The 23,467-nt window shown below is 71.7% G+C and carries 22 protein-coding genes; 9 read left to right on the top strand and 13 right to left on the bottom strand.

Annotation, left to right across the window (positions count from 1 at the left end):
* Positions 1-92: 92 nt before the first annotated feature.
* From IE207_RS26570 to IE207_RS26560, 3 genes are read left to right on the top strand one after another with little or no spacing between them, the layout of a single operon-like run.
* Positions 93-1,190 (top strand): thiamine ABC transporter substrate-binding protein, encoded by a 1,098-nt coding sequence (locus IE207_RS26570; protein ID WP_190186848.1) that lies wholly within the window; start codon positions 93-95, stop codon positions 1,188-1,190.
* Positions 1,191-1,243: 53 nt separating this feature from the next.
* Positions 1,244-2,854: an ABC transporter permease gene (locus IE207_RS26565; protein WP_190186914.1), complete on the top strand. Its 1,611-nt coding sequence runs from the start codon at positions 1,244-1,246 to the stop codon at positions 2,852-2,854.
* Positions 2,854-3,879 carry an ABC transporter ATP-binding protein gene (locus IE207_RS26560; protein ID WP_190186847.1) on the top strand — a complete coding sequence of 342 codons (1,026 nt, stop codon included), beginning with the start codon at positions 2,854-2,856 and terminating at the stop codon, positions 3,877-3,879. Before IE207_RS26565 ends, IE207_RS26560 begins: the two co-directional genes overlap by 1 nt.
* Before the next feature lie 135 nt (positions 3,880-4,014).
* Here IE207_RS26560 and IE207_RS26555 read toward each other — a convergent pair whose 3' ends face one another.
* The 6 genes from IE207_RS26555 to IE207_RS26530 form a co-directional block, all read right to left on the bottom strand.
* Positions 4,015-4,917, bottom strand: a complete 903-nt coding sequence (locus IE207_RS26555) for a DMT family protein (protein ID WP_190186846.1) — start codon at positions 4,915-4,917, stop codon at positions 4,015-4,017.
* A gap of 86 nt (positions 4,918-5,003) precedes the next feature.
* Complete coding sequence (locus IE207_RS26550; protein ID WP_190186845.1) at positions 5,004-6,095, bottom strand: LOG family protein; 1,092 nt, start codon at positions 6,093-6,095, stop codon at positions 5,004-5,006.
* Between the two features lie 26 nt (positions 6,096-6,121).
* Positions 6,122-7,204, bottom strand: a complete 1,083-nt coding sequence (locus IE207_RS26545) for a hypothetical protein (protein ID WP_190186844.1) — start codon at positions 7,202-7,204, stop codon at positions 6,122-6,124.
* Positions 7,186-7,941 carry an ABC transporter ATP-binding protein gene (locus IE207_RS26540; RefSeq protein ID WP_190186843.1) on the bottom strand — a complete coding sequence of 252 codons (756 nt, stop codon included), beginning with the start codon at positions 7,939-7,941 and terminating at the stop codon, positions 7,186-7,188. The genes IE207_RS26545 and IE207_RS26540 overlap by 19 nt, the downstream gene beginning before the upstream one ends.
* A 239-nt stretch (positions 7,942-8,180) precedes the next feature.
* Positions 8,181-9,542 (bottom strand): aspartate aminotransferase family protein, encoded by a 1,362-nt coding sequence (locus IE207_RS26535; RefSeq protein ID WP_190186842.1) that lies wholly within the window; start codon positions 9,540-9,542, stop codon positions 8,181-8,183.
* 3 nt (positions 9,543-9,545) lie between these two features.
* The gene (locus IE207_RS26530; RefSeq protein WP_073910973.1) at positions 9,546-10,049 is read right to left on the bottom strand and encodes an Lrp/AsnC family transcriptional regulator; all 504 of its coding nucleotides are present in this window, start codon (positions 10,047-10,049) and stop codon (positions 9,546-9,548) included.
* Positions 10,050-10,218: 169 nt separating this feature from the next.
* Here IE207_RS26530 and IE207_RS26525 point away from each other — a divergent pair, with 169 nt between their 5' ends.
* From IE207_RS26525 to IE207_RS26515, 3 genes are all read left to right on the top strand, one after another.
* On the top strand, positions 10,219-11,658 hold the full coding sequence (locus tag IE207_RS26525; protein ID WP_190186841.1) for a gamma-aminobutyraldehyde dehydrogenase: 1,440 nt from the start codon (positions 10,219-10,221) through the stop codon (positions 11,656-11,658).
* 136 nt (positions 11,659-11,794) lie between these two features.
* Entirely contained in the window at positions 11,795-12,973 is a 1,179-nt protein-coding gene (locus IE207_RS26520; protein WP_190186840.1) for a polyamine ABC transporter substrate-binding protein, read from the top strand.
* A 98-nt stretch (positions 12,974-13,071) separates the two neighbouring features.
* Positions 13,072-13,545, top strand: a complete 474-nt coding sequence (locus IE207_RS26515) for a hypothetical protein (RefSeq protein WP_190186839.1) — start codon at positions 13,072-13,074, stop codon at positions 13,543-13,545.
* On the opposite strand, the gene IE207_RS26510 is transcribed toward IE207_RS26515, so the two are convergent.
* The 5 genes from IE207_RS26510 to IE207_RS26490 form a co-directional block, all read right to left on the bottom strand.
* On the bottom strand, positions 13,526-14,782 hold the full coding sequence (locus IE207_RS26510) for a serine hydrolase domain-containing protein (RefSeq protein ID WP_190186838.1): 1,257 nt from the start codon (positions 14,780-14,782) through the stop codon (positions 13,526-13,528). The two genes, IE207_RS26515 and IE207_RS26510, sit on opposite strands and share 20 nt — an antisense overlap.
* Positions 14,783-14,952: 170 nt before the next feature.
* Positions 14,953-15,648, bottom strand: coding sequence for a response regulator (locus IE207_RS26505; RefSeq protein ID WP_190186837.1), 696 nt, complete (start codon positions 15,646-15,648; stop codon positions 14,953-14,955).
* A gap of 94 nt (positions 15,649-15,742) precedes the next feature.
* The gene (locus IE207_RS26500; protein ID WP_373304776.1) at positions 15,743-16,906 is read right to left on the bottom strand and encodes a sensor histidine kinase; all 1,164 of its coding nucleotides are present in this window, start codon (positions 16,904-16,906) and stop codon (positions 15,743-15,745) included.
* Positions 16,906-17,595, bottom strand: a complete 690-nt coding sequence (locus tag IE207_RS26495) for a glycerophosphodiester phosphodiesterase (RefSeq protein ID WP_190186836.1) — start codon at positions 17,593-17,595, stop codon at positions 16,906-16,908. Before IE207_RS26495 ends, IE207_RS26500 begins: the two co-directional genes overlap by 1 nt.
* Before the next feature lie 20 nt (positions 17,596-17,615).
* Positions 17,616-18,641 carry an adenosine deaminase gene (locus IE207_RS26490; RefSeq protein ID WP_190186835.1) on the bottom strand — a complete coding sequence of 342 codons (1,026 nt, stop codon included), beginning with the start codon at positions 18,639-18,641 and terminating at the stop codon, positions 17,616-17,618.
* A gap of 107 nt (positions 18,642-18,748) precedes the next feature.
* On the opposite strand from IE207_RS26490, the gene IE207_RS26485 reads away from it, so the two are divergent.
* Positions 18,749-19,441, top strand: a complete 693-nt coding sequence (locus tag IE207_RS26485) for a DUF4190 domain-containing protein (RefSeq protein ID WP_190186834.1) — start codon at positions 18,749-18,751, stop codon at positions 19,439-19,441.
* A gap of 30 nt (positions 19,442-19,471) precedes the next feature.
* On the opposite strand, the gene IE207_RS33450 is transcribed toward IE207_RS26485, so the two are convergent.
* Both IE207_RS33450 and ybiA read right to left on the bottom strand, forming a co-directional pair.
* Positions 19,472-19,765, bottom strand: a complete 294-nt coding sequence (locus IE207_RS33450) for an NUDIX hydrolase (protein WP_373304775.1) — start codon at positions 19,763-19,765, stop codon at positions 19,472-19,474.
* Positions 19,766-19,901: 136 nt separating this feature from the next.
* Complete coding sequence (gene ybiA / locus IE207_RS26475; protein WP_190186833.1) at positions 19,902-20,459, bottom strand: riboflavin biosynthesis intermediates N-glycosidase; 558 nt, start codon at positions 20,457-20,459, stop codon at positions 19,902-19,904.
* Positions 20,460-20,651: 192 nt separating this feature from the next.
* On the opposite strand from ybiA, the gene IE207_RS26470 reads away from it, so the two are divergent.
* Together IE207_RS26470 and IE207_RS26465 are read left to right on the top strand one after the other, a co-directional pair.
* Positions 20,652-22,166 (top strand): gamma-aminobutyraldehyde dehydrogenase, encoded by a 1,515-nt coding sequence (locus IE207_RS26470; RefSeq protein ID WP_190186912.1) that lies wholly within the window; start codon positions 20,652-20,654, stop codon positions 22,164-22,166.
* Positions 22,167-22,214: 48 nt separating this feature from the next.
* Positions 22,215-23,465, top strand: a complete 1,251-nt coding sequence (locus IE207_RS26465; RefSeq protein ID WP_190186832.1) for an ABC transporter substrate-binding protein — start codon at positions 22,215-22,217, stop codon at positions 23,463-23,465.
* Positions 23,466-23,467 lie beyond the last annotated feature (2 nt).

The raw sequence follows: 23,467 nt of genomic DNA, 5'->3' as shown, positions 1-23,467 counted from the left end.
CACTCAAGCTGTTGCGCCCTGCCCGGCGACCGCTCCACCGAGCGCCGGGCAGGGCCGCGTCTTCTCCTGGACATCCCAGGAGGAATTCACCAGTGAGCACCACCAAGAAGTTCGCGGGCGCCCTGCTCGTGACAGCGCTGGGCGTCACCACGCTCGGCGCCTGTGGCGGCGGCAAGGACAAGCCCGCGGCGGGCGCGAGCGACGCGCCGAAGTCCAAGACCGTCACCCTCGTCTCCCACGACTCCTTCGCCGTGAGCGAGCCGGTCCTCAAGGAGTTCGAGCAGCAGAGCGGCTACACCGTCAAGGTGCTCAAGTCCGGCGACGCCGGCGCCGCGCTCAACCAGGAGATCCTCACCAAGGGCTCGCCGCGCGGCGACGTGTTCTTCGGCGTGGACAACACGCTCCTCTCCCGCGCCCTCGACAACGGCATCTTCACGCCCTACGAAGCCAAGGGCCTCGGCGAGGTCAAGCCCGAGTTCGTGCTGGACGGGCAGCACCGGGTCACCCCGGTGGACTCCGGCGACATCTGCGTCAACTACGACAAGCAGTACTTCGCGGACAAGAAGCTCGCCCCGCCGCAGACGCTGGACGACCTGATCAAGCCCGAGTACAAGAACCTGCTGGTCACCGAGAACGCCGCGACCTCCTCGCCCGGCCTCGGCTTCCTCCTCGCCTCCGTCGGCAAGTACGGCGACGAGGGCTGGAAGGACTACTGGAGCAAGCTCAAGGCCAATGGCGTCGAGGTCGTCGACGGCTGGGAGCAGGCCTACAACGAGCGCTTCTCCGGCTCCGCCGGCGGCAAGAAGGCCAAGGGCGACCGGCCGCTGGTCGTCTCCTACGCCTCCAGCCCGCCGGTCGAGGTCCTGTACGGCGAGCCGCAGCCGGCCGAGGCACCCACGGGCGTCTCCACCGGCACGTGCTTCCGCCAGGTCGAGTTCGCGGGCCTGCTCAAGGGAGCGAAGAACGAGGCGGGCGGCAAGGCGCTCCTCGACTTCCTGCTGGGCAAGAAGTTCCAGGAGGACATGCCGCTCCAGATGTTCGTGAACCCGGTGGTCAAGGACGCCAAGCTGCCGGAACTGTTCACGAAGCACGGTGTGGTGATCGACAAGCCGGAGAACGTCGCGCCGGACACCATCGCCAAGAACCGTGAGCAGTGGGTCAAGGCATGGTCCTCGCTCGTCGTGAAGTAGTCCGCGACACCCCGGGAGAGGGCGTGCGGGCCACGGTCGTCGGGTTCGCCCTGATGGCCCTCCCGCTCGTCTTCTTCGGGCTGTTCTTCGCCTATCCCGTCGCCGCGATCGTCGGGCGCGGCCTCAAGACGGACGCCGGCTGGCAGTTCGGCCGCATCGGCGAGGTGCTCGCCCGGCCCGACATCGCCGACGTGCTGTGGTTCACGACCTGGCAGGCGCTCGCCTCGACGGGGCTCACGCTGCTGATCGCGCTCCCCGGCGCGTACGTCTTCGCGCGCTTCGACTTCCCGGGCAAAGGGCTGCTGCGGGCGGTGGTCACCGTTCCGTTCGTGCTGCCGACCGTGGTGGTCGGTACGGCCTTCCTCGCGCTGGTCGGCCGCAACGGGCTGCTCGACCAACTGTGGGGGATCCGGCTCGACACCACCGTCTGGGCGATCCTGCTCGCGCACGTCTTCTTCAACTACGCCGTCGTCGTGCGGACGGTCGGCGGACTCTGGGCGCAGCTCGACCCGCGGCAGGAAGAAGCCGCGCGGGTGCTGGGCGCCGGGCGGTTCGCGGCGTGGCGCAGGGTGACGCTGCCCGCGCTGGCGCCCGCGGTGGCCGCGGCGGCGCTGATGGTGTTCCTGTTCACCTTCTCCTCCTTCGGTGTCGTGCAGATCCTGGGCGGTCCCTCGTACTCCACCCTGGAAGTCGAGGTCTACCGGCAGACGGCGCAGCTGCTGGACCTCCCGACGGCCGCCGTGCTGACCATGGTCCAGTTCGCGGCGATGGGCCTGGTCCTGGCCGTGCACGCCCGGACCGTGCGCCGCCGGGAGACCGCGCTGCGGCTGGTGGACCCCCGACGGACGGCGCACCGGCCGCACGGGCCCATGGAGCGGGCGCTGCTGGGCGGGGTGCTGCTGACGGTGGCGGTGCTGATCGTGCTCCCGCTCGGCGTGCTGGTGGAACGCTCCCTCGACGCCCCCGGCGGCTACGGGCTCGGCTTCTACCGGGCACTGGAGGAGGTCGGCTCCGGCACGTTCCTGGTGCCGCCGCTGGAGTCGATCGGCAACTCCTTGGAGTACGCGCTGGCAGCGACGGCCATCGCCCTGGTGGTCGGGGGGCTCGCGGCGGGCGCGCTCACCCGGCGCGCGGGCCGGTTCGTGCGCGGGTTCGATGCGCTGCTGATGCTGCCGCTGGGGGTGTCGGCGGTGACGGTGGGCTTCGGCTTCCTGATCACTCTGGACGAGCCGCCGCTGGACCTGCGGACCTCGTGGATCCTGGTACCGCTGGCGCAGGCGCTGGTGGGCGTCCCGTTCGTCGTACGGACCATGCTGCCGGTGCTGCGCGCGGTGGACGCGAGGCTGCGGGAGGCGGCCGCGGTGCTCGGCGCGTCGCCGTGGCGGGCGTGGCGGGAGGTGGACCTGCCGCTGGTGTGGCGGGCGCTGCTGATCGCGGCCGGGTTCGCCTTCGCCGTGTCCCTGGGGGAGTTCGGGGCGACCGTCTTCATCGCGAGGCCGGACCGGCCGACGCTGCCGGTGGCCGTGACCCGGCTGCTGGGGCGGGCGGGGGAGATGAACTACGGGCAGGCGATGGCCCTGAGCACGATTTTGATGCTGGTGTGCGCGGTGTCCCTGCTGGTGCTGGAGCGACTGCGGCCCGACAAGACCTCGGGAGAGTTCTGATGACGTTGCTCCGGCTGGAGGGGGTGTCGGTCCGCTTCGGCGGGCGGGCCGCCGTGGACGCCGTGGATCTGGAGGTCGCCGAGCACGAGACCGTGTGCGTGCTGGGGCCGAGCGGCAGCGGCAAGTCCACGCTGTTGCGGGTGGTGGCCGGGCTCCAGCCGGTGTCCGGGGGGCGGGTGCTGCTGGACGGGGCGGACCAGGCCGGGGTGCCGGTGCACCGGCGGGGGGTGGGCCTGATGTTCCAGGACCACCAGCTGTTCCCGCACCGGGACGTCGGCGGGAACGTCGCGTTCGGGCTGCGGATGCGGGGGGCCGCGGGTCGGGGCGCGTACGGGTCCCGCGTCGCGGAGTTGCTGGAGCTGGTCGGGCTGCCCGGGGCGCAGGGCCGGGCGGTGGCCTCCCTGTCCGGGGGCGAGCAGCAGCGGGTGGCGCTGGCCCGGGCGCTGGCGCCGTCGCCGCGGCTGCTGATGCTGGACGAGCCGCTGGGGCAGCTGGACCGGGGGCTGCGGGAGCGGCTCGTGGTCGAGCTGCGGGGCCTGTTCGCCCGGCTCGGGACGACCGTGCTGGCCGTGACCCACGACCAGGGGGAGGCCTTCGCGCTGGCCGACCGGGTGGTGGTGATGCGGGACGGGCGGATCGCGCAGGCCGGGACGCCGTTGGAGGTCTGGCAGCGGCCGGCGTCGGAGTTCGTGGCGCGGTTCCTGGGCTTCGAGAACGTGGTCCCGGCGGTGGTGTCGGGCGGGGTCGCGGACACCGCGTGGGGCAAGGTTCCGGTGCCGGACGGGGCGCCGGAAGGGGCGCAGCGGGTGCTGATCCGGCCCGCCGGGGTGACGGTGGGGGCCGACGGGCTCCGCTGCGAGGTGCTGTCCCGGACCTTCCGGGGGACGCACGTGGCGCTGCTGCTGGGGCCGGAGGCGGGGCCGGTGCTGGAGGCGGAGTGCGGGCTGGCCGGGGCGCCGGCGGTGGGGGACCGGGTCGCGGTGTCCTTCGCCCCGGCCGAGGTGGTCGTGCTGCCGCCGCAGTAGTCGCCGCCGGCGGGTTTCGTCCCCGCCCCGCCCCGCCCTTCTCCCGTTCACCGGGCGCTGCCCGGGCCCCGGTCCTCGAACGCCGGACGGGCCGGGGGAATTCGGGCGCTGCCCGGGGTGGGGGCGGGGACGGACTCAGACGGAGGCGAGGGCGGGGTCCTCGGCCGGGGAATCGGCCGTGTCGTGGTTGCCGTACCAGGCCACCGCGACCGCGCCCGTCACCGCCAGGACGAAGCCGAGGGCGGCCAGCCAGGCGAGGCCCGGGCGGGATACGTCGCCCAGCCACAGGACGCCGATCGCGCCCGGCAGGACGGTCTCGCCGACCACCAGCGCGGCCGTGGCCCCGTTCACCGAGCCGATCTGGAGCGCCACCGTGTGCAGGTACATGCCGCCGACGCCCGCCAGCACGATCGCGTACAGGGCCGGGTCGGCGAGCAGCCCGCCGAGCGAGAACGGCTCGATCCCGTTCAGGATGCGCACGCCGACACCCAGCGCGCCGAAGGCCAGGCCCGACAGCAGGCCCGCCAGGATCGCGGCCCGCGCACCGAGGAGACGTACGGCAACCGTGCCACCGACGATGATCAGCAGGGTGACCGCCAGCAGCCACCAGTGCGTGGACATCGCCGCGTGGTGGCCGCCCTCGTGGCCCGCCGCCGTCGCCAGCAGCACCAGCGCCGCGCAGACCACCCCGATGGAGGCCCACTCCTTGCGCGAGAGCCGGATGCCCAGCAGCTTCACGCTGAGCACCGCGGTGATCACCAGGTTGGCGCTGATCACCGTCTGGGACAGGAACAGCGGAAGCAGGCGCGCCGCGAGCGCGCCCAGCCCGAAGCCCACGAAGTCCAGGACCGTGCCGACGATGAACTCCCAGGTCATCGCCGCTTTCGCCGTCGAGGACAGGTTGGGGCCGCCGTGCGCGGTCACCCCGTCGGCGGCCGCCGACGAGCGGGCCGCCCGTCGGGAACCCACGGCTTGCAGGACGGATCCCGTGCCGTAGCAGATGGACGCCGCGATGGCGGTCAGCAGTCCTATGAGCACCGAGGGCTCCGTTCACGTCTGGCAGATTTTGCGGGGTGATTACCTAAGGCAGACGTGGATACGGACCGGGAAGTTGCCTTCGCCGGTCAGCTCATCGCCGCGAGCGCCGCCGGGACCTCGGCCACCGACTCGACCAGGGCGATCTTCGACTCCATGGCGCGGCCGCGCGCCAGCGCCCGGAGCAGCGGCCAGGCGGGCAGCTGCTCGGTCCAGTGCCGGCGGTCGACCAGGACCATCGGTGTCGGCTCTCCCCGCGAGGAGTAGTAGTTCGGCGTCGCGTTGTCGAAGATCTCCTGCACCGTGCCGGCGGCTCCCGGCAGGAACACCACGCCCGCGTTCGACCGCGCGAGCAGCCCGTCCTCGCGGGTGGCGTTCGCGAAGTACTTGGCGATGTGGCCCGCGAAGGCGTTCGGCGGCTCGTGCCCGTAGAACCAGGTCGGGATCCCGACCGAGTCACCGCCCGCGGGCCAGAGCTCCCGCACGGCGAAGGCGGCCCGCGCCCAGTCGGACACCGACGGCACGAAGGACGGGGCCTTGGCCAACAGTTCCAGGGCCTGCGGGAGTATGTCGTCGGGCGCCGGGGCCAGGTAGGCGCCGAGGTTGGCCGCTTCCATCGCGCCCGGTCCGCCGCCGGTGGCGACGGTCAGCCCGGACCGGGCCAGCGTGCGGCCCAGCTCGGCCGCGCCCCCGTAGTCGGCGGCGCCGCGGGCCATGGCGTGGCCGCCCATCACGCCGACCACCCGGGCGCCGGCGAGGTGCTCGTCGAGGGCGTCGGAGACGGCGTCGTCGTGGATGGAGCGCAGCATCGAGGACAGGACGTCGCCGTCCGACTTCGTCTCCTGGAACCAGGCGTACGCCTGTGCGTCCGGTGTGGCCTCGTAGCCCTGCGGCAGCCCGGCGAACAGCTCGTCGGCCGTGTAGAGCAGGCTCCGGTACGGGTTGAACGGCAGGTCCGGTACCGGGGGGAAGACCAGCGCACCGTCGGCGCGCACCTTGGCCGCGGCGTCGGGTTCCATCGCGCAGCCCAGGAAGACGGCGGCCGAAGTGTCGGCGGACAGCAGGGCGAACGTCCGCTCCAGCAGGTTGACCGACTGGATGCGGTAGCCGTTCAGTGAGCCCCGGGCGGCGACCTGGTCGAATTCGGCGAGCGTCTCGATCTCGATGTCTGCGTTGACCATTCGGCCCACCCTAAGGGCTGCTCGGGTCAGCGGGTCAGCGCGAGCGACGTCAGTTGTGCCACACCCCAGCTGAGCGGTACGCACACCACCACCAGCGCGGAAGCCCGCAAAGTGGCGGCCGTACGCAGCACCGTGCCCGGTGCTCCTAGGCCGGTCAGGGTCTCGCGGGTGGCGGTCCGGGCCTGCCGGACCTCCACCGCCGATGTGAGAAGTGTCGCGGCCGCGCACAGCGCCACGAGCGCCGCGGCGGGACCGGTCAGCGGGCCGAGCGGGGCGAAGACCGTGCCCCGTTCGCGCAGGGCCAGCGCCGTGAGGGCGGCCGCGCCGACCGCGCACAGGACCCCGAGCGGACGGCCCAGCCGGGGCGCCTCCTCCTGGAGCGCCCGCCCGGCGAGCAGGCGCAGCGCGCCCGGGCGGACGGCCAGCACCAGGGTGCCGCAGGCGTAGGCCAGACCCGGACCGGTGAGGGCGAGTCCGAGCGTGATCAGAACCCACCCGGCCGGCAGCCCGGGGCTGCCCTGGCCGGCGTACGCCTGGAGGGCGAGCCCGCACGCACACACGGCGACCCCCCACGGCACCCCGGTCTGCGGCGCGAGCCCGGCCGTCGCCGGGCGCGGGCGCAGGGCGAGGGCCGTCGCGGCGGAGGCGGCCGCCGGGACGAGGGCCAGCAGGGTCAGCGCGGCCGCCACGGGCAGCGGCTGCTCGGCGTGCAGCAGCCCGGAGCCGGCCGCGTCGAAGGGCAGTCCCGCGAGGTCGCCCCGCAGGTGGAGGAAGACGGCCAGGGCAAGGGCGCTGCCCAGGGTGCAGGCGACGGTAGTGGAGACGGCCGCGGCCAGGGTCAGCCGTACGGGGCCCAGCCCGGCGGCGTCCATCCCCTCGCGGGGGCGGGTCGCGGGGTCGGTCCGGGCCACGGCGACCGCGAACTGGACGGCGGCGGCGAGCGGGACCAGCGCCCACAGCAGCCGAGGGAACGATCCGGCGGGCCGGGCGGTCGCCTCCGCGAGGACGTACAGCAGCAGGAACCCGGCGCCGGCCGAGGTGGCGGCGACGAGGAGCCGGCGCAGCTGGACCAGCGGGCGCGAGCCGCGGACTAGGCGGAGAGCGAGCACGCGGCCTGGTCCTCCGTGGTCTCGGCGGGACCGGCCGAGACGGCGGCCCCGGCGGTGCGGCCGTCGAGCAGGGCGAAACGGCGGTCGGCGACGGCCGCGCTCTGCTCGTCGTGGGTGGCGAGGAGCACGGTGATCTCGTGCGAGCGGGCCGCGGTGGTCAGCGTCCGCAGCAGCAGCGCCCGCTCGGCGCGGTGCAGGGGGGCCGTCGGCTCGTCGGCGAAGATCACCGCGGGCTCGTTCACCAGGGCCCGGGCCAGGGCGACGCGCTGCGCTTCGGCGCGGGTCAGCGCGCCGGGCCGCTTGCGGGCGAAGGCGGCGATGTCGAGCCGCTCCAGCCATTCGCAGGCGGTGTGCTTGGCGGTGCGGTGCGAGGCGCCGGCGATCAGCAGGGGCAGCGCGGCGTTCTCCCACACCTTGAGCTCGGGAACCAGATGCGGCTCGGGGCCGATCCAGCCGAACCGGTCGCGGCGCAGCCGTTCGCGGGCCAGGGCCCCCATGGTGTGGACGGGGACGCTGTTGAACCAGACCTCGCCCTGCTCCGGTCTGAGCGAACCGGCCAGACAGCGCAGCAGCGTGGTCTTGCCGCTTCCGCGCGGGCCGGTCAGCGCCAGGATCTCGCCCTGGCGGACGCTGACGGAGACGCCGATGAGGCCGGGCGAACCACTGTGGGAGTAGTGAAGGGACCGTGCCCACAGGACGTCATTGTCGGGCGGGGCATCGTCTGCGGGAGCCACCATGGCGTACACCTCCGTCCGGGGGAACGAAGCGGAGCCCCGTCGGTCACTGGCGCCGCAAGGAGATGTAAAGAGACGAACGGCCCGGATGGTGACAGCACGCGGCCCGGACCCCCGCGTTCTCACTCGAACGGGGGATCCGGGCCGTGTGGTTCGGACTATTTACTGCCCGGCCGGGGCCGGGGCCGGGGCCGGTGGCGGCGCAGGTCGCCGTCGGCCGTGTCGCCGGTGGCAGCCGCTGGTTACAGCTTGGTCCAGGCCTCGGTGAGCACCGAGCGCAGGATGCCCTCGATCTCGTCGAAGGTGCCCTGGTCGGCGATCAGCGGCGGGGCCAGCTGGATGACCGGGTCGCCACGGTCGTCGGCGCGGCAGTACAGGCCATTGTCGAAGAGGGCCTTGGAGAGGAAGCCGTAGAGCACGCGCTCGGTCTCCTCGTCCGTGAAGGACTCCTTGGTGACCTTGTCCTTGACCAGCTCGATGCCGTAGAAGTAGCCGTTGCCGCGGACGTCGCCGACGATCGGCAGGTCGTGCAGCTTCTGCAGCGTCGACAGGAAGGCGCCCTCGTTGTCCAGCACGTGCTGGTTGAGGCCTTCCTTGTCGAAGATGTCGAGGTTGGCCAGCGCGACCGCCGAGGAGACCGGGTGGCCGCCGAAGGTGTAGCCGTGCAGGAAGGTGTTGTCACCCTTGTAGAACGGCTCGGCGATGCGGTCCGAGATGATGCAGGCGCCGATCGGGGAGTAGCCCGAGGTCATGCCCTTGGCGCAGGTGATCATGTCCGGCACGTAGTCGAACTTGTCACAGGCGAACATCGTGCCGAGGCGGCCGAAGGCGCAGATCGTCTCGTCGGAGACGAGCAGCACGTCGTACTCGTCACAGATCTCGCGGACCCGCTGGAAGTACCCGGGCGGCGGCGGGAAGCAGCCACCGGCGTTCTGCACCGGCTCCAGGAAGACGGCGGCGACGGTGTCGGCGCCCTCGAACAGGATCTCCTGCTCGATCTGGTCGGCACACCAGCGGCCGAAGGCCTCGGGGTCGTCGCCGTAGATCGGGGCGCGGTAGATGTTGGTGTTCGGCACCTTGTGCGCGCCGGGGACCAGCGGCTCGAAGGGGGCCTTGAGGGCCGGCAGACCGGTGATGGACAGGGCGCCCTGCGGGGTGCCGTGGTAGGCGACCGCACGCGAGATGACCTTGTACTTGGTGTGCTTGCCCTGGAGCTTGAAGTACTGCTTGGCGAGCTTCCACGCGGTCTCGACGGCCTCGCCGCCACCGGTGGTGAAGAAGACCTTGTTCAGGTCGCCGGGGGCGTAGCCGGCGAGACGCTCGGCGAGCTCGACGGCCTGCGGGTGTGCGTACGACCAGATGGGGAAGAAGGCGAGCTTCTGCGCCTGGTTGTAGGCGACCTCGGCCAGTTCCTTGCGGCCGTGACCGGCGTTGACCACGAACAGTCCGGCGAGACCGTCCAGGTAGCGCTTGCCCTTGTCGTCGAAGATGTAAGTGCCCTCACCCCGCACGATGGTGGGGACGGGGGAGTTCTCGTACGACGACATGCGGGTGAAGTGCATCCACAGGTGGTCGTACGCGGTCTTGGAGAGGTCCTGGCTCACGGGCTATCGAGTTCCCCACATGTAGGTCTGCTTCTTCAGCTTCAAGTAAACGAAGCTTTCGGTGGATCGCACGCCGGGGAGCGCGCGGATCTTCTTGTTGATCGTCTCCAGCAGGTGGTCGTCGTCCTCGCAGACGATCTCCACCATCAGGTCGAAGGAGCCCGCGGTCATCACCACGTACTCGCATTCGGCCATCGCGGTCAGCGCGTCGGCCACCGGGTCGAGGTCTCCCTCGACGTTGATGCCGACCATGGCCTGACGTCGCAGGCCCACGGTGAGCGGGTCGGTGACGGCGACGATCTGCATGACGCCCTGGTCGAGCAGTTTCTGTACGCGCTGGCGTACTGCTGCCTCCGACAGGCCCACGGCCTTACCGATGGCTGCGTAGGGACGGCGTCCGTCCTCTTGCAGTTGCTCGATGATCGCCAGGGACACAGCATCGACCGAAGGGGACGGTTGTCTGTTCCTGGAATCTGCGCTTCGACTGACCACGACCTCACTGTGCACGAGGAGTCGTCCGTTCCGCAACCCGTAATCGATGAAATTCGTTGTCTTGACTCTCGGATTGCACGGATTTCGCAGCCAGTGGCATCCGGCCCTGTCGAAAGCGTCAGCGGACGAGATAGGCTGAGGACTCGTCTCAATCGTTGGACATGTGATCAGGAGAGTGGCTGTAGTGACCACCGAACTGCGTCGTCTGCGCAACTACATCGGCGGAGAGTTCAAGGACGCCGCCGACGGCCGGACCACCGATGTGGTCAACCCCGCCACCGGCGAGGTGTACGCCACCGCCCCGCTCTCCGGCCAGGCCGATGTGGACGCGGCCATGGCGGCCGCCGCCGCCGCCTTCCCGGGCTGGCGCGACACCACCCCCTCCGAGCGGCAGAAGGCCCTGCTCAAGATCGCGGACGCCTTCGAGGCGCGCGCGGACGAGCTGGTGGCCGCCGAGTCGGAGAACACCGGCAAGCCGCTGGGCCTGACGGCCAGCGAGGAGCTGCCGCCGATGGTGGACCAGATCCGCTTCTTCGCGGGCGCCGCGCGCCTGCTGGAGGGCCGCTCCGCCGGTGAGTACATGGACGGGATGACCTCGATCATCCGCCGCGAGCCGGTCGGCGTCTGTGCCCAGGTCGCGCCGTGGAACTACCCGATGATGATGGCCGTGTGGAAGTTCGCCCCGGCCATCGCCGCGGGCAACACCGTCGTGCTCAAGCCCTCGGACACCACCCCGGCCTCCACCGTCCTGATGGCCGAGATCATCGACTCGATCCTGCCCAAGGGCGTCTTCAACGTCGTGTGCGGCGACCGCGAGACCGGCAAGGCCATGGTCGAGCACTCCACCCCGGCGATGGCCTCCATCACGGGCTCGGTGCGCGCGGGCATGCAGGTCGCCGAGAGCGCCTCGAAGGACGTCAAGCGCGTCCACCTGGAGCTCGGCGGCAAGGCCCCGGTCGTCGTCTTCGAGGACGCCGACCTCGCCAAGGCCGTGGAGGACATCGCGGTCGCCGGCTACTTCAACGCCGGCCAGGACTGCACCGCCGCCACCCGCGTGCTGGTGCACGAGTCGATCCACGACGAGTTCGTGGCGGCGCTCGCCAAGGCCGCCGCCGACACCAAGACCGGTCAGCCGGACGACGAGGACGTGCTGTACGGCCCGCTGAACAACCCGAACCAGCTGAGGCAGGTCGCGGGCTTCATCGAGCGCCTTCCCGCCCACGCCAAGGTCGAGGCGGGCGGCCACCAGGTCGGCGAGAAGGGCTACTTCTACGCCCCGACCGTGGTCTCCGGCCTCAAGCAGGACGACGAGATCATCCAGAACGAGGTCTTCGGCCCCGTCATCACGGTGCAGTCCTTCACGGACGAGGCCCAGGCCCTGGAGTACGCGAACGGCGTCGAGTTCGCCCTCGCCTCCTCCGTGTGGACCAAGGACCACGGCCGCGCGATGCGGATGTCCAAGAACCTCGACTTCGGTTGCGTGTGGATCAACACCCACATCCCGCTCGTCGCCGAGATGCCCCACGGCGGCTTCAAGAAGTCCGGCTACGGCAAGGACCTCTCCGCCTACGGCTTCGAGGACTACACCCGCATCAAGCACGTGATGACCTCGCTCGACGGCTGAGCCGCGGCGGCCGTCGCGGTGGCGGGCCGGGCGGCCACGGCGGCCGTCCCGCACTGATCAGCGCAGAACGCCGAGGGGGCGGGCAGTAGACACGTTGTCTATTGTCCGCCCCTTCGTCGTGTCCCAGGCTTTGGGCATGCCTGAACTCCCCTTCTCCCGTCGCGCCGCGCTGCGCGGCATCGGTGCCGCGGGCCTGCTGGCCGCCCTCACCGGCTGCGGGGTGCCCGCCGCCTACGTCCCCGAGGACCGCCGGCAGGGCCCGGACCGCTCTGCCGGTGAGCGCAGCCTCGCCTTCTCCAACTGGCCGCTCTACATCGACACCGACGACGAGGACGAACAGCGCCGTCCGACGCTGGACGCCTTCTCCGAGAAGACGGGTGTCGAGGTCCGGTACTCGGAGGAGATCAACGACAACGACGAGTTCTTCGGCAAGATCAGCCCGGCCCTCATGAACCACCAGCAGACCGGCCACGACCTGGTGGTGGTCAGCGACTGGATGGCGGCCCGCTTCGTCCGCCTGGGCTGGGCGCAGAAGATGGACCGCTCGGCGCAGCCGAACGTGGCCAAGTACCTCGACCCGCAGCTGCGTTCCCCCGCCTTCGACGAGGCCCGGCTGCACACCGTGCCGTGGCAGTCGGGGATCACCGGCATCGCCTACAACCGCAAGGCGCTGGGCCGGGAGATCAAGTCCGTCAAGGACCTGTGGCAGCCCGACCTCGCGGGCAAGGTGACGCTCTTCTCCGGACTCGACGAGTCCTTCGCCCTGTTGATGCAGGGCAACGGCGTGGACGTCACCCGCTGGACCGAGGGCGACTTCCACCGGATGTGCGACCAGGTCGAGGCGATGGTGAAGAAGAAGCACATCCGCCGCTTCACCGGCAACGACTACACCTCCGACCTGAGCAAGGGTGACGTGCTGGCCTGCCAGGCCTACTCCGGTGACGTCGTGCAGCTGCAGGCCGACAACCCCGACATCGAGTTCGTGGTCCCGGAGGAGGGCGCCGAACTCTGGGCGGAAAGCCTGCTGGTGCCCAACCTGGCCCTGCACAAGGCCAATGCGGAGGCGCTGGTCGACTACTACTACGACCCGGCGGTGGCGGCGGAACTCGCCGCCGCCGTCAACTACGTCTGCCCGGTCCCGGCCGCCCGCGAGGTACTGGCCGCCTCCCCGGACAAGAAGACCGCCGAACTCGCCGCGAACCCGCTGATCTTCCCGGACGACGAGATGCGGGGGCGCCTCGTCGTGGCCCGGGACATCTCCTCGGCGGAGCGCCGGTCCTTCGCCAAGCGCTGGAACGGCATCGTCGGCCTGTGACCTCCGGGCGCCGATCCCGCGTCACGGTACGGCCACAGAACTGAACATGTTCAGCATTCTGGCTGAACGCGTTCAGAATGCTGCGTACGCTTCCTCCCATGAGCGAGACAAGCGCCCTCCAGCGGCGGATCCGTGCCTGGCTGGTCCTGTTCATCGTCTGCCTCGTACTCAGCGGGCTCACTGCCTTTCCCCTGGTCAGTGAGCTCCACTGGGCGAACTCCGTGGTGTCCCACGAGTGGCTGCGGCGGGTGGGCGACGGGCTGGACCAGGCCGACGCGCAGTACCCCTTCCTCCTCTACGGCAACGACTGGCTCGCCTTCGCCCACCTGGTGATCGCCGTCTTCTTCTACGGGGTCCACCGCGACCCGGTGCGCAACGTCTGGATCGTGGAAGCCGGCATGATCGCGTGCGCCGGGGTGATCCCGCTGGCCCTGATCTGCGGGCCGATCCGGGGCATCCCCTTCGGGTGGAGCGTCATCGACATGTCGTTCGGCGTCTTCGGGGTCATCCCGCTGCTGGCCCTGCGCCGCCTGATCAAGCGGCTGGAGGCGCTTACGGGCGCGGCCGCGTGAGGGCGGCTGCCAGGAGCTTCCCCACCACCGGGTTCATCCCCTTCCCCTTCGCGTCGGTGGAGTTGACCGAGTAGACCAGCGTCCGGGAGAGGTCCCGCGTGCCACCCATCCCGGTGCTGTAGCCGAAGCGGCTCCCCGTCTTCCCCCACACCTCGGTGCCGTCCGGCATCACGATCCTGGACAGGCCCGCCGTCAGCGCGGCGTCCTTGCCGCTCTCGACGTCCTTCACCGCCGGGACGGTGAACATCTCCTCCAGCTGCGCCCGCGGTACGACCCGCCCGCCGAACAGAGCCACCGTGAACCGCTCCAGGTCCGCGGTGGTCGAGATGATGTCGCCCGCCGCCCAGCGGTCGGAGGTGTTCCACACCGACACGTCCCGCAGTTCGGTCGAGCCGTCGGGGCGCGGCACCGCCTGGTAGCCGTGGTTGTACGGGCCCGGTATCCGGGTGCGGGTCCGACCCGGGAAGGAGGTCTGGCACAACCCCAGTGGACGCAGGATCCGCCGGTCGACCTGCTCCTCGTACGCGGTGCCCGTCAGCTTCTCTATGAGGACACCCAGGACGGTGTAGTTGATGTTCAGGTAGTGCTGAGCCGAACCCGGGTCGAACTCCGGCCCCTTCGCGAGCGCGTTGGCGATCTGATCGTGGGGGTCGACGACATCGAACCGGTGGTCCCACTGCGCCTCGAAGGCGTCGCCCGGGCCGTCCGCCGGCTTGATGCCGCTCGTGTGGTTGAGCAGCTCGCGCACCGACACGGACGGAAAACGGTCCGGGAACGTCCCGGGCAGGTACCGCTGTACCGGCCCGTCGAGATCGACCTTCCCTTCGGCGGCCAGTTGCAGGACCACGGCCGCCGTGAAGGTCTTGGTCACCGACCCCGCCCGGAAACGGCCCTGCTCCAAGGCCGGGCGCCCGCCGACGAGATCCGCGACTCCGGAGGCGCCCCGCCAGGAGCCGCTCGAACCTCCGACCCGTATCAGGGCGGCCGTCGCGTCCGCGTTCCCGACGCCGACTCCCTCCAGCGCCTTCGTCAGCGCCTCGGCGTCCGGCGCGGTGGAGAAGACCGGCGCCGCGACGCCCGCCGAGACCGACCCCGGGCCCGACCCCGAGGCCACCGAGAGCGAGACCGATCCCGAGGGCGGAACCGGCCCCCGCGGTGCGGCATGGGCGACGGCCGAGCCGGACACGATGCCCAGGAGCACAGTGGCCGCGACCAGAGTGCGGGTACGCGCGTTCATGATGGGATCCCCCTTGGTGTCCACCGGGCGACTTCCGCCCCGATGACCTCAATGCTCCAGGTCACAGGGGTGGTGGCGGATCACCGGCAAGAGGGGTCTTGTGCGGTACGGCAACTCACCGGAGCGGGGGAGTCGGCACCCCGCCTCTCACTCCCGGGAGGGACCACCCCTCACGGGGACCCGACCCCCGCCGCGATCAACCCCGTCTCGTACGCGCAGATCACCGCCTGGACCCGGTCCCGCAGACCCAACTTGGCCAGCACGTTCCCCACATGTGACTTCACCGTGTGCTCGCTCACCGTCAGCGCCGCCGCGATCTCCGCGTTCGACAGCCCCCGCCCCAGGTGCAGCAGAGTCTCCCGCTCCCGCGCCGTCAGCGACTCCAGCCGCCCGGCGGCCGGGTTCGCCCCCGCCGACGGGGCCGCCCCGGGCCCCGGACGAGCCGTCACCGCCGTGTACTCCTCGATCAACCGTCGCGCCACCGAGGGCGCCAGCAGAGACTCGCCCGCCGCCACCACCCGTACCGCGTGCACCAGGTCGTCGCGCCGCACGTCCTTCAACAGGAACCCGCTCGCCCCGGCGTGCAACGCCTCGTAGACGTACTCGTCCGAGTCGAAGGTCGTCAGCATCACCGTCCGGCAGGAGCTCTGCGCCGAGATCACCCGGCACGCCTCGATCCCGTCCGTCACCGGCATCCGGATGTCCAGCAACGCCACGTCCGGCCGCAGCGCCCGTACCGCCGCGACCGCGGCCGCACCGTCCCCGACCTCCGCGACGACCTCGATGTCGTCCTGCGCGTCCAGGATCATCCCGAAGCCGCTGCGCACCAGCTCCTGGTCGTCGGCCACCACCACACGGATCGTCAACTCCCCACCTCCGGCGCCGAGGTTACAGCCGCGGCCGCAACGGCCCCGCCGCCGCGACGGTCAGGCGTCCACCAGGGTCACCCGTCCACCGGGGTCACCCGTCCACCAGGGTCACCCGCACCCGGAACCCGCGCCCGCCCGGCCCCCGGCCGCACTCGGCCGTCCCGCCGTGCGCGGCCGCACGCTCCCGGATGCCGATCAGCCCGTGACCGCCCGACGGGGCACCCGGCCCCCGCCCGTCGTCCGTCACCGACACCGTCAAGGCGCGCGACCCGTAGTCCAGCCGCACCGCGGCCCGCGACGCCCGAGCGTGCTTCACCACATTGGTCAGCGCCTCCTGCACCACACGGTGCACCGTCGTCTCCAGCGCGGCCGGCAGGGCCCGCACCTCGCCCGTGCGCTCGTAGGACACCTCCAAGCCACTGCCCCGCACCCGTTCCAGCAGCCCCGCCAGCTCCTCCACCCCCGGCTGCGGTCTCCGGGGCGCCGACTCCTCGGCGCGCAGCACGCCCAGCATGGAACGCAGCTGCGCCATCGCCTCCCGCCCCGTCCCGGCTATCGCGTCGAACGCCGCCTCCGCCCGCTCGGGGGCCCGCCGCACCGCCACCGGACCGGCCTCCGCCTGCACGATCATGATGCTGACGGCGTGCGAGAGGATGTCGTGCATCTCCCGTGCGATCCGGGCCCGTTCGCGTGCCGCCGCCTGCTCCGCCTCTATCCGGTTCGCCCGCTCCAGCTCCGCCGCCCGCGCCTCGACGGCCCGCGTGTACGCCTGCCGCGTGTACTGCAGACGGCCGAGCGCGTACGCGGCGACCGACACGAAGAGCGTGAAGAGCAACTCGCGCGCCGTCCCCGTGTTCCACCCCACGGACACGGCGACCGCCACCGCCGTGAACAGCCCCACGCCCAGCCGTACGCGGGCCGTGCACCTGAGGGCCACTGTGTAGAAGGCGATCAGGCCCGCGTACGGCAAAGGCTGTCCCGGCCCGTCCAAGGTCAGCTTGTACACCCCGCCCACGACGAGGACGGCCACCAGTACCGCCACCGGCGCCCGGCGCCGCCAGACCAGCGGCAGCACGCCGAGCGTGGTCATCGCGTACGAGGGCCAGTCTGCCGGCGGCAGGTCCTGCGCCCGCGGCACCACGAACGGCATCGAGACGGCCGACTGCACGAGCACCGTCAGCCCGACGTCCCGCCACCGCGGATCGGCCCGCCTGATCCATTCCCTCCGCCGGGCCCGTTCCCCCCGGGTGCGTATCACCGCCCGAGCTCGGCCCGTACCGCCGCCAGCGCGTCCACTCGGTTCGTGGTCACGGAGTCCACCCCGGCCAGCAGCAGCGCGCGCATCGTCCGCTTCGTGTCCGCCGTCCAGGCGGACACCCTCAGCCCGTCCCGGTGCACGGCGTCGGTCAGCTCCCGGCTGACGAGCCCGAACCGGTAGTTGAGCCAGGCCGGCCTCACCGCGTCGATCAGCACCCGGCGCGGCGGGGACAGCGTCGTCCAGGTCAGGGCGATCTCCGCGTCCGGATCGGCGGCGCGGACGGCCAGCATCGAGTTCGGGCCCGCGCAGTAGTACGTGCGCTCGCGCGCACCGCTCGCCCGGACCTCGTCCACGACCGCCCGTACGGCTTCCGGCGTGGCACCCGGCAGGTCCAGCATCAGCCGGCCGGAGCCCGCCACCGCCAGTGCCTCGCGCAGGGCCGGCACCCCGCCCTGCGTCAGCTCCCGCAGCTGGGCGGCCGTGACGGCGTCGAGCCGTACGTCGTGGCCCCACAGTCGCCGGAGCGTCTCGTCGTGGAGCAGGACCGGAGTCCCGTCGCGGGTCAGCCGTACGTCGATCTCCACCGCGTCCGCCCCCCGGGCGAAGGCGGAGCGGATCGAGCCGAGGGTGTTCTCGCGGACTCGGTAGGGATCGCCGCGGTGGCCGACGGCAGTCAGGGTGCGCATGGCCCCATTCTGCTGGGCCGTCAGGAAGCGAGCCACGCCTCGGTGTACGTGTCGATCTCCGCGCTGAGCTTCGCCTTGCCCACCGGGTCCAGGAAGGAGGCCTCGACGGCGTTCTTCGCGAGGGAGGCGAGCCCGCGCTCGTCGAGGTCGAGGAGCCGGGCGGCGACCGCGTACTCGTTGTTGAGGTCGGTGCCGAACATCGGCGGGTCGTCGCTGTTGATGGTGACGAGCACTCCGGCCCGCACCATCTCCTTGACGGGGTGCAGATCGAGGTCGGTGACCGCGCGGGTCGCGATGTTCGAGGTCGGGCACACCTCCAGCGCGATGCGGTGCTCGGCGAGGTACGCGAGCAGCGCCGGGTCCTGGGTGGCGCTGGTGCCGTGGCCGATGCGCTGGGCGCCCAGCTCGTTGATGGCGTCCCAGACGGTCTGCGGGCCGGTGGTCTCGCCGGCGTGCGGGACGCTGTGCAGGCCGGCCGCCCGCGCGCGGTCGAAGTACGGCTTGAACTGCGGGCGCGGCACGCCGATCTCGGGACCGCCGAGGCCGAAGGAGACCAGGCCCTCGGGGCGCAGGTCGACGGCGAGCCGGGCGGTCTCGGCGGCGGCCTCCAGGCCGGCCTCGCCGGGGATGTCGAAGCACCAGCGCAGGATGACGCCGAGCTCGGCCTCGGCCGCCTTGCGGGCGTCCTCGATGGCCGCCATGAAGGCGTCCTCGTCGATGCCGCGGCGGGTGGAGGAGTAGGGGGTGATGGTCAGCTCGGCGTAGCGGATGTTCTGCCGGGCCATGTCGCGGGCCACCTCGAAGGTGAGGGTGCGCACGTCGTCGGGGGTGCGGACGAGGTCCACGACCGACAGGTAGACCTCGATGAAGTGGGCGAAGTCGGTGAAGGTGAAGTAGTCGGCGAGGGCCTCGGGGTCGGTGGGGACCTTCGAGTCGGGGTGCCGGGCGGCGAGTTCGGCCACGATGCGGGGGGAGGCGGAGCCCACGTGGTGGACGTGCAGTTCGGCCTTGGGGAGCCCCGCGATGAAGGGGTGCAGGTCGGGCATGGAGGCCTCCGGGAGGACACGGGTGCGGGCAGGTCGGCTTCATCGTAGGCAGGCGGGGCGGTGTCCGTGCCGGCGCATAGCATGGCCGTACGAGAGGGGGGTGCCGTATGACCGATCAGCAGAGCCCTGAGCCGAGGGACCCGTGGGCACCGCCGCCGCCCGAGGGGCGGCCGGGGGACGCGCCGGGCGGCCCGGGGGTCCATGAGCACCCGACGGTGGCGGAGATGCCGGGGGCGGGGAGCCCGCCGCCGGCCGCCTCCGGCGGTTACGCACCGCCGACCGCCTACGGTCACCCGGCGTCGCCCGCCCCCGGCGGTTATGCCTATCCGGGCCCGGCGACGCCGCCCGCGGCCGGGGGCTACGCGTACCCCGGCCCGCCGGCGCCGCCGGTCCAGCCCGGGTACGCGGCCTACCCCGGTTATGCGACCGGCTATCCCGGTTACGCGCCGGGGTACCCCGGGTACCCCGGCTACCCCCAGCCGAGCAACGGCTTCGGGATCACCGCGCTGGTCCTCGGAGTGCTGGCGATCGTGGCGTGCCCCACCATGTTCGGGTCCGTCGTGTTCGGCATCCCGGCGGTCGTGTTCGGCGCGCTGGGCCGGGGCAAGGCCCGCCGCGGCGAGGCCACCAATGGCGGCGTCGCCCTGGCCGGTCTCATCTGCGGCGCGGTGGGCATCGTGATCGGCGCCGTCCTGACGCTGCTCCTCATATTCAGCCCGGGCCCGTTCTTCGCCCCCGGCTCCGGTGACGGGGACCACCACGGCCCGTCGTCGGACTCCCAAGTGCGGGAGAGGATCTGACCGCACCGCGAGGCCGCCGGCGCGGAAGGCTCATGCCGGCGCCGGCATGAGCAGCGTCGGGACCATGACCTCGGTCCCGCCGGCGGTGGCGGGGGAGCAGGCGAGCGGGACCCAGATCAGGCCCACCATGCGGGGGCAGTCGCATTCCGGTTCGGGGTCCCGGCCGAGCCGGGGGGCGCCGGGGGTCACCTCGACGCGGTAGCAGGAGGTCCGGCCCGACGGGTACGGCGCCTCGTGGGCGTACCGCACGGCGAGGACGCGCAGGCCGGTCTCCTCGGCCACCTCCCGGCGGACCGCCTCCTGCGGATCCTCCCCGGGCTCCAGGCCGCCGCCGGGCAGTGTCCAGTACTCCGGCCCGTCGTGCCGCCCCGCAGGCCGACGCCGCGCTCGCGGACCATGAGCAGCAGGCCGTCCCGGATGATCACCGCGGCGACCCGGCGGCGGTCCGGCACCGCGCCGCTCACGCCCCGTCCGCGGCTCTCAGCCGCTCCCGGGCATCCATCAGGGCGAAGCCCAGCAGGTTCAGCCCCCGCCAGCGCGCCGGGTCGCAGACCCGCTCGTCGTCCGCGGCCAGCCCGACGCCCCAGATCCGGTCGACGGGGCTCGCCTCCACCAGGACCCGGTCGCCGGTCCCCAGCAGGTACGCCCGCAGCGCGGGGTCGGAGGCGAACTTGTGCACGCTGCCGTCCACGACCAGCGCGTACCGCTCCCGCTCCCACACCGCCTCGTCGAAGCCGCGGACCAGCCGCCCGGCCTTCTTCGCCTCCGCCGGAGTCTTCGCCTCAACCGCCGCAAGCTCCGCTTCGGCGTCCGCGAACAGGCGCGCCTTCCCGGCCATCATCCAGTGCTCCGCCGACGCGTAGCGGACCTCACCCACAGTGAAGGCAGCGGGCCACCACTGGCTCAGACAGCTCGGTCCGAGGCGCCCGTCGGGCCTCGGCCGGTGGCCCCAGAAAGGCAGGTACTTCACCCGCTCACCACGGCTGACCAGGCCGATCAACTTGTCGATCTTCTCCATGCACGCGAGTGTGGCAGTCGCCACTGACACTTCGTACGGGATTTCGGGTGTGCCTCGACACATGGTCGACCGATTCCGTCGCGTAATCAAAAGGCAACAACGGAATCACTTGGCCGAGAGGTGCACCTCTGTCAGGATCGGCACTCAATTCGGGTCTACCCGAACTGTAGCTACGGAGAGCGTGAGAGCGTGATGGGCAACCGCTTCCAGGTCAAGGACCGCTTCGCAGAGGGCGCGCAGTACATCGACGGCCGGCTCCGGCCCGGCACCTCGGGGCGGTCGCACACCGTCGTGGACCCCGCCACGGGCGCCGACGTGCTCACCTACGAGCTCGCGGGCCCGGCGGACGTGGACGAGGCGGTCGCCGCCGCCAAGCGGGCCTTCCCCGCCTGGTCCGCAGCCACCCCCGGCGAGCGCTCGGACGCGCTCCACCGGCTCGCCGCGGTCCTGGCCGAGCAGGCCGACGACTTCGCGTACGCGGAATCCCTCCAGTGCGGCAAGCCGATCAAGCTGTCCACGGAGTTCGACGTGCCGGGGACCATCGACAACACCGCCTTCTTCGCGGGCGCCGCTCGCCACCTCCAGGGACAGGCCGCCGGCGAGTACTCGGGCGACCACACCTCCTACGTACGCCGCGAGGCCATCGGCGTCGTCGGCTCGATCGCCCCCTGGAACTACCCGCTCCAGATGGCGGCCTGGAAGATCCTCCCGGCGATCGCCGCGGGCAACACGATCGTGCTCAAGCCCGCCGAGCTCACGCCGCTGACCTCGCTGATGTTCGCCCAGGCGGCCAAGGAGGCGGGCCTGCCGGACGGCGTGATCAACATCGTCACCGGCGCGGGCCGGGACGCGGGCGAGCACCTCGTCGGGCACCCGGACGTGGTGATGACCTCCTTCACCGGCTCCACCGCCGTCGGCAAGCGCGTCGCCGAGATCGCGACCGCCACCGTCAAGCGCCTCCACCTGGAGCTCGGCGGCAAGGCCCCCTTCCTCGTCTTCGACGACGCCGACCTGGAGGCCGCCGCGCACGGCGCCGTCGCCGCCTCCCTCATCAACACCGGCCAGGACTGCACCGCCGCCACCCGGGCCTACGTCCAGCGGCCCCTGCACGACGCCTTCGTCGCCCGCGTCGCCGAACTGATGGACACCGTCCGCCTCGGCGACCCCTTCGCGCCCGACACCGACCTCGGCCCGCTCGTCTCCCACGCCCAGCGCGACCGCGTCGCCGGCTTCGTCGAGCGTGCCCGCGCGTACGCCACGGTGGTCACCGGCGGGGAGGTCCCCGGCGGCGAGCTGGCGGAGGGGGCGTACTACCGGCCCACCCTGATCTCCGGCGCCGCGCAGGACAGCGAGGTCGTCCAGTCCGAGATCTTCGGCCCGGTCCTCGTCGTACTGCCCTTCGACACCGACGACGAGGGCATCGCGCTGGCCAACGACACCCCGTACGGCCTCGCCGCCTCCGCCTGGAGCCGGGACGTCTACCGGGCCGGCCGCGCCACCCGCGAACTCAAGGCCGGCTGCGTCTGGGTCAACGACCACATCCCGATCATCAGCGAGATGCCTCACGGGGGCTACAAGGCGAGCGGCTTCGGCAAGGACATGAGCGCCTACTCCTTCGAGGAGTACACGCAGGTCAAGCACGTGATGTACGACAACACCGCGGTCGCCGCGAAGGACTGGCACCGCACGATCTTCGGGGACCGATAGCCGAGACCGCCCGACCAAGCGGCACACCCACCCGAAAGGGCACAGCGCATGGAGCAGTTCGAGCCCGGCAGCCTCTCGCCGCCGCAACTCGCCGCGATACGCCGCAGCCTCGCCAGCGGCCGGGGCGCCCTCACCCGGCGTTCGCTGCTGCGCGCCGGCGGCATCGGGGCGCTCACGGTCGGCGGCCTGTACGGGCTGACCGGCTGCGGCATCCCGCCCGCCAAGCGGGAAGGCGACGCGACGACGGCCTCCGACGACCACTCGGCTTCCGAGAAGGAGATCGACTTCTCCAACTGGACCGAGTACATGGACACCAGTGACGACGAGAAGTCCCGGCCCACGCTGGAGGCGTTCACCAAGCGCACGGGAATCCAGGTCAAGTACACGGAGGACATCAACGACAACGTCGAGTTCTTCGGCAAGATCCGCCCGCAGCTGGCGGCCGGCCAGGACACCGGCCGGGACCTGATCGTCGTCACCGACTGGCTCGCGGCCCGCATCATCCGCCTCGGCTGGGCGCAGAAGCTGGACCCCGCCAACCTCCCGCACGCCTACGCGAACCTGATCCCCCAGTTCCGCAACCCCGACTGGGACCCGGGCCGCGCCCACAGCTACCCCTGGACCGGCATCGACACGGTCATCGCCTACAACGCCAAGGCCACCGGGGGCAAGAAGGTCGACTCCGTCACGCAGCTGCTCGACGACCCCACCCTCAAGGGCCGGGTCGGTTTCCTCACCGAGATGCGCGACACCGTCGGCATGACCCTGCTCGACCAGGGCAAGGACCCGGCGAACTTCACCACCGCCGACTTCGACGGCGCCATCGGCCGCCTCCAGAAGGGCGTCGACACCAAGCAGATCCGCCGCTTCACCGGCAACGACTACACGGCGGACCTCGACAAGGGCGACCTCGCGGCCTGCCTCGCCTGGGCGGGCGACGTCGTCCAGCTCCAGGCCGGCAATCCGGACATCAAGTACGCCATCCCGGCCGCCGGATACCTCATCTCCAGCGACAACCTGCTGGTCCCCGCGCACGCCCAGCACAAGACCAACGCCGAGAAGCTCATCGACTACTACTACGAGCCCGCGGTCGCCGCCCAGCTCGCGGCCTTCATCAGCTACGTCTGCCCCGTCGACGGCGTCAAGGAAGACCTCGCCAAGATCGACCCGGCCCTCGCGGACAACGTCCTGATCGTCCCGGACAAGGAAATGGCCGCCAAATCGCACGCCTTCCGCTCGCTCACCAGCGAGGAAGAGACGGCGTACGAGGAGAAGTTCACCAAGCTCATCGGCGCCTGATG

This window comes from Streptomyces cirratus (assembly GCF_014650775.1).
Lineage (GTDB): Bacteria > Actinomycetota > Actinomycetes > Streptomycetales > Streptomycetaceae > Streptomyces > Streptomyces cirratus.
The sequence above is the reverse complement of the archived record's forward strand: the minus strand, read 5'-3'. Positions and strand labels throughout refer to the sequence as shown.

Bases quoted from the DNA above. Each gene is read 5' to 3' on its own strand.
- IE207_RS26565 (WP_190186914.1), top strand. From the start codon at position 1,244: ATGGCCCTCCCGCTCGTCTTCTTCGGGCTGTTCTTCGCCTATCCCGTC.
- IE207_RS26560 (WP_190186847.1), top strand. From the start codon at position 2,854: ATGACGTTGCTCCGGCTGGAGGGGGTGTCGGTCCGCTTCGGCGGGCGG.
- IE207_RS26550 (WP_190186845.1), bottom strand. From the start codon at position 6,095: ATGGTCAACGCAGACATCGAGATCGAGACGCTCGCCGAATTCGACCAG.
- IE207_RS26540 (WP_190186843.1), bottom strand. From the start codon at position 7,941: ATGGTGGCTCCCGCAGACGATGCCCCGCCCGACAATGACGTCCTGTGG.
- IE207_RS26520 (WP_190186840.1), top strand. From the start codon at position 11,795: ATGCCTGAACTCCCCTTCTCCCGTCGCGCCGCGCTGCGCGGCATCGGT.
- IE207_RS26515 (WP_190186839.1), top strand. From the start codon at position 13,072: ATGAGCGAGACAAGCGCCCTCCAGCGGCGGATCCGTGCCTGGCTGGTC.
- IE207_RS26510 (WP_190186838.1), bottom strand. From the start codon at position 14,782: ATGAACGCGCGTACCCGCACTCTGGTCGCGGCCACTGTGCTCCTGGGC.
- IE207_RS26495 (WP_190186836.1), bottom strand. From the start codon at position 17,595: ATGCGCACCCTGACTGCCGTCGGCCACCGCGGCGATCCCTACCGAGTC.
- IE207_RS26490 (WP_190186835.1), bottom strand. From the start codon at position 18,641: ATGCCCGACCTGCACCCCTTCATCGCGGGGCTCCCCAAGGCCGAACTG.
- IE207_RS26485 (WP_190186834.1), top strand. From the start codon at position 18,749: ATGACCGATCAGCAGAGCCCTGAGCCGAGGGACCCGTGGGCACCGCCG.
- ybiA (WP_190186833.1), bottom strand. From the start codon at position 20,459: ATGGAGAAGATCGACAAGTTGATCGGCCTGGTCAGCCGTGGTGAGCGG.
- IE207_RS26470 (WP_190186912.1), top strand. From the start codon at position 20,652: ATGGGCAACCGCTTCCAGGTCAAGGACCGCTTCGCAGAGGGCGCGCAG.
- IE207_RS26465 (WP_190186832.1), top strand. From the start codon at position 22,215: ATGGAGCAGTTCGAGCCCGGCAGCCTCTCGCCGCCGCAACTCGCCGCG.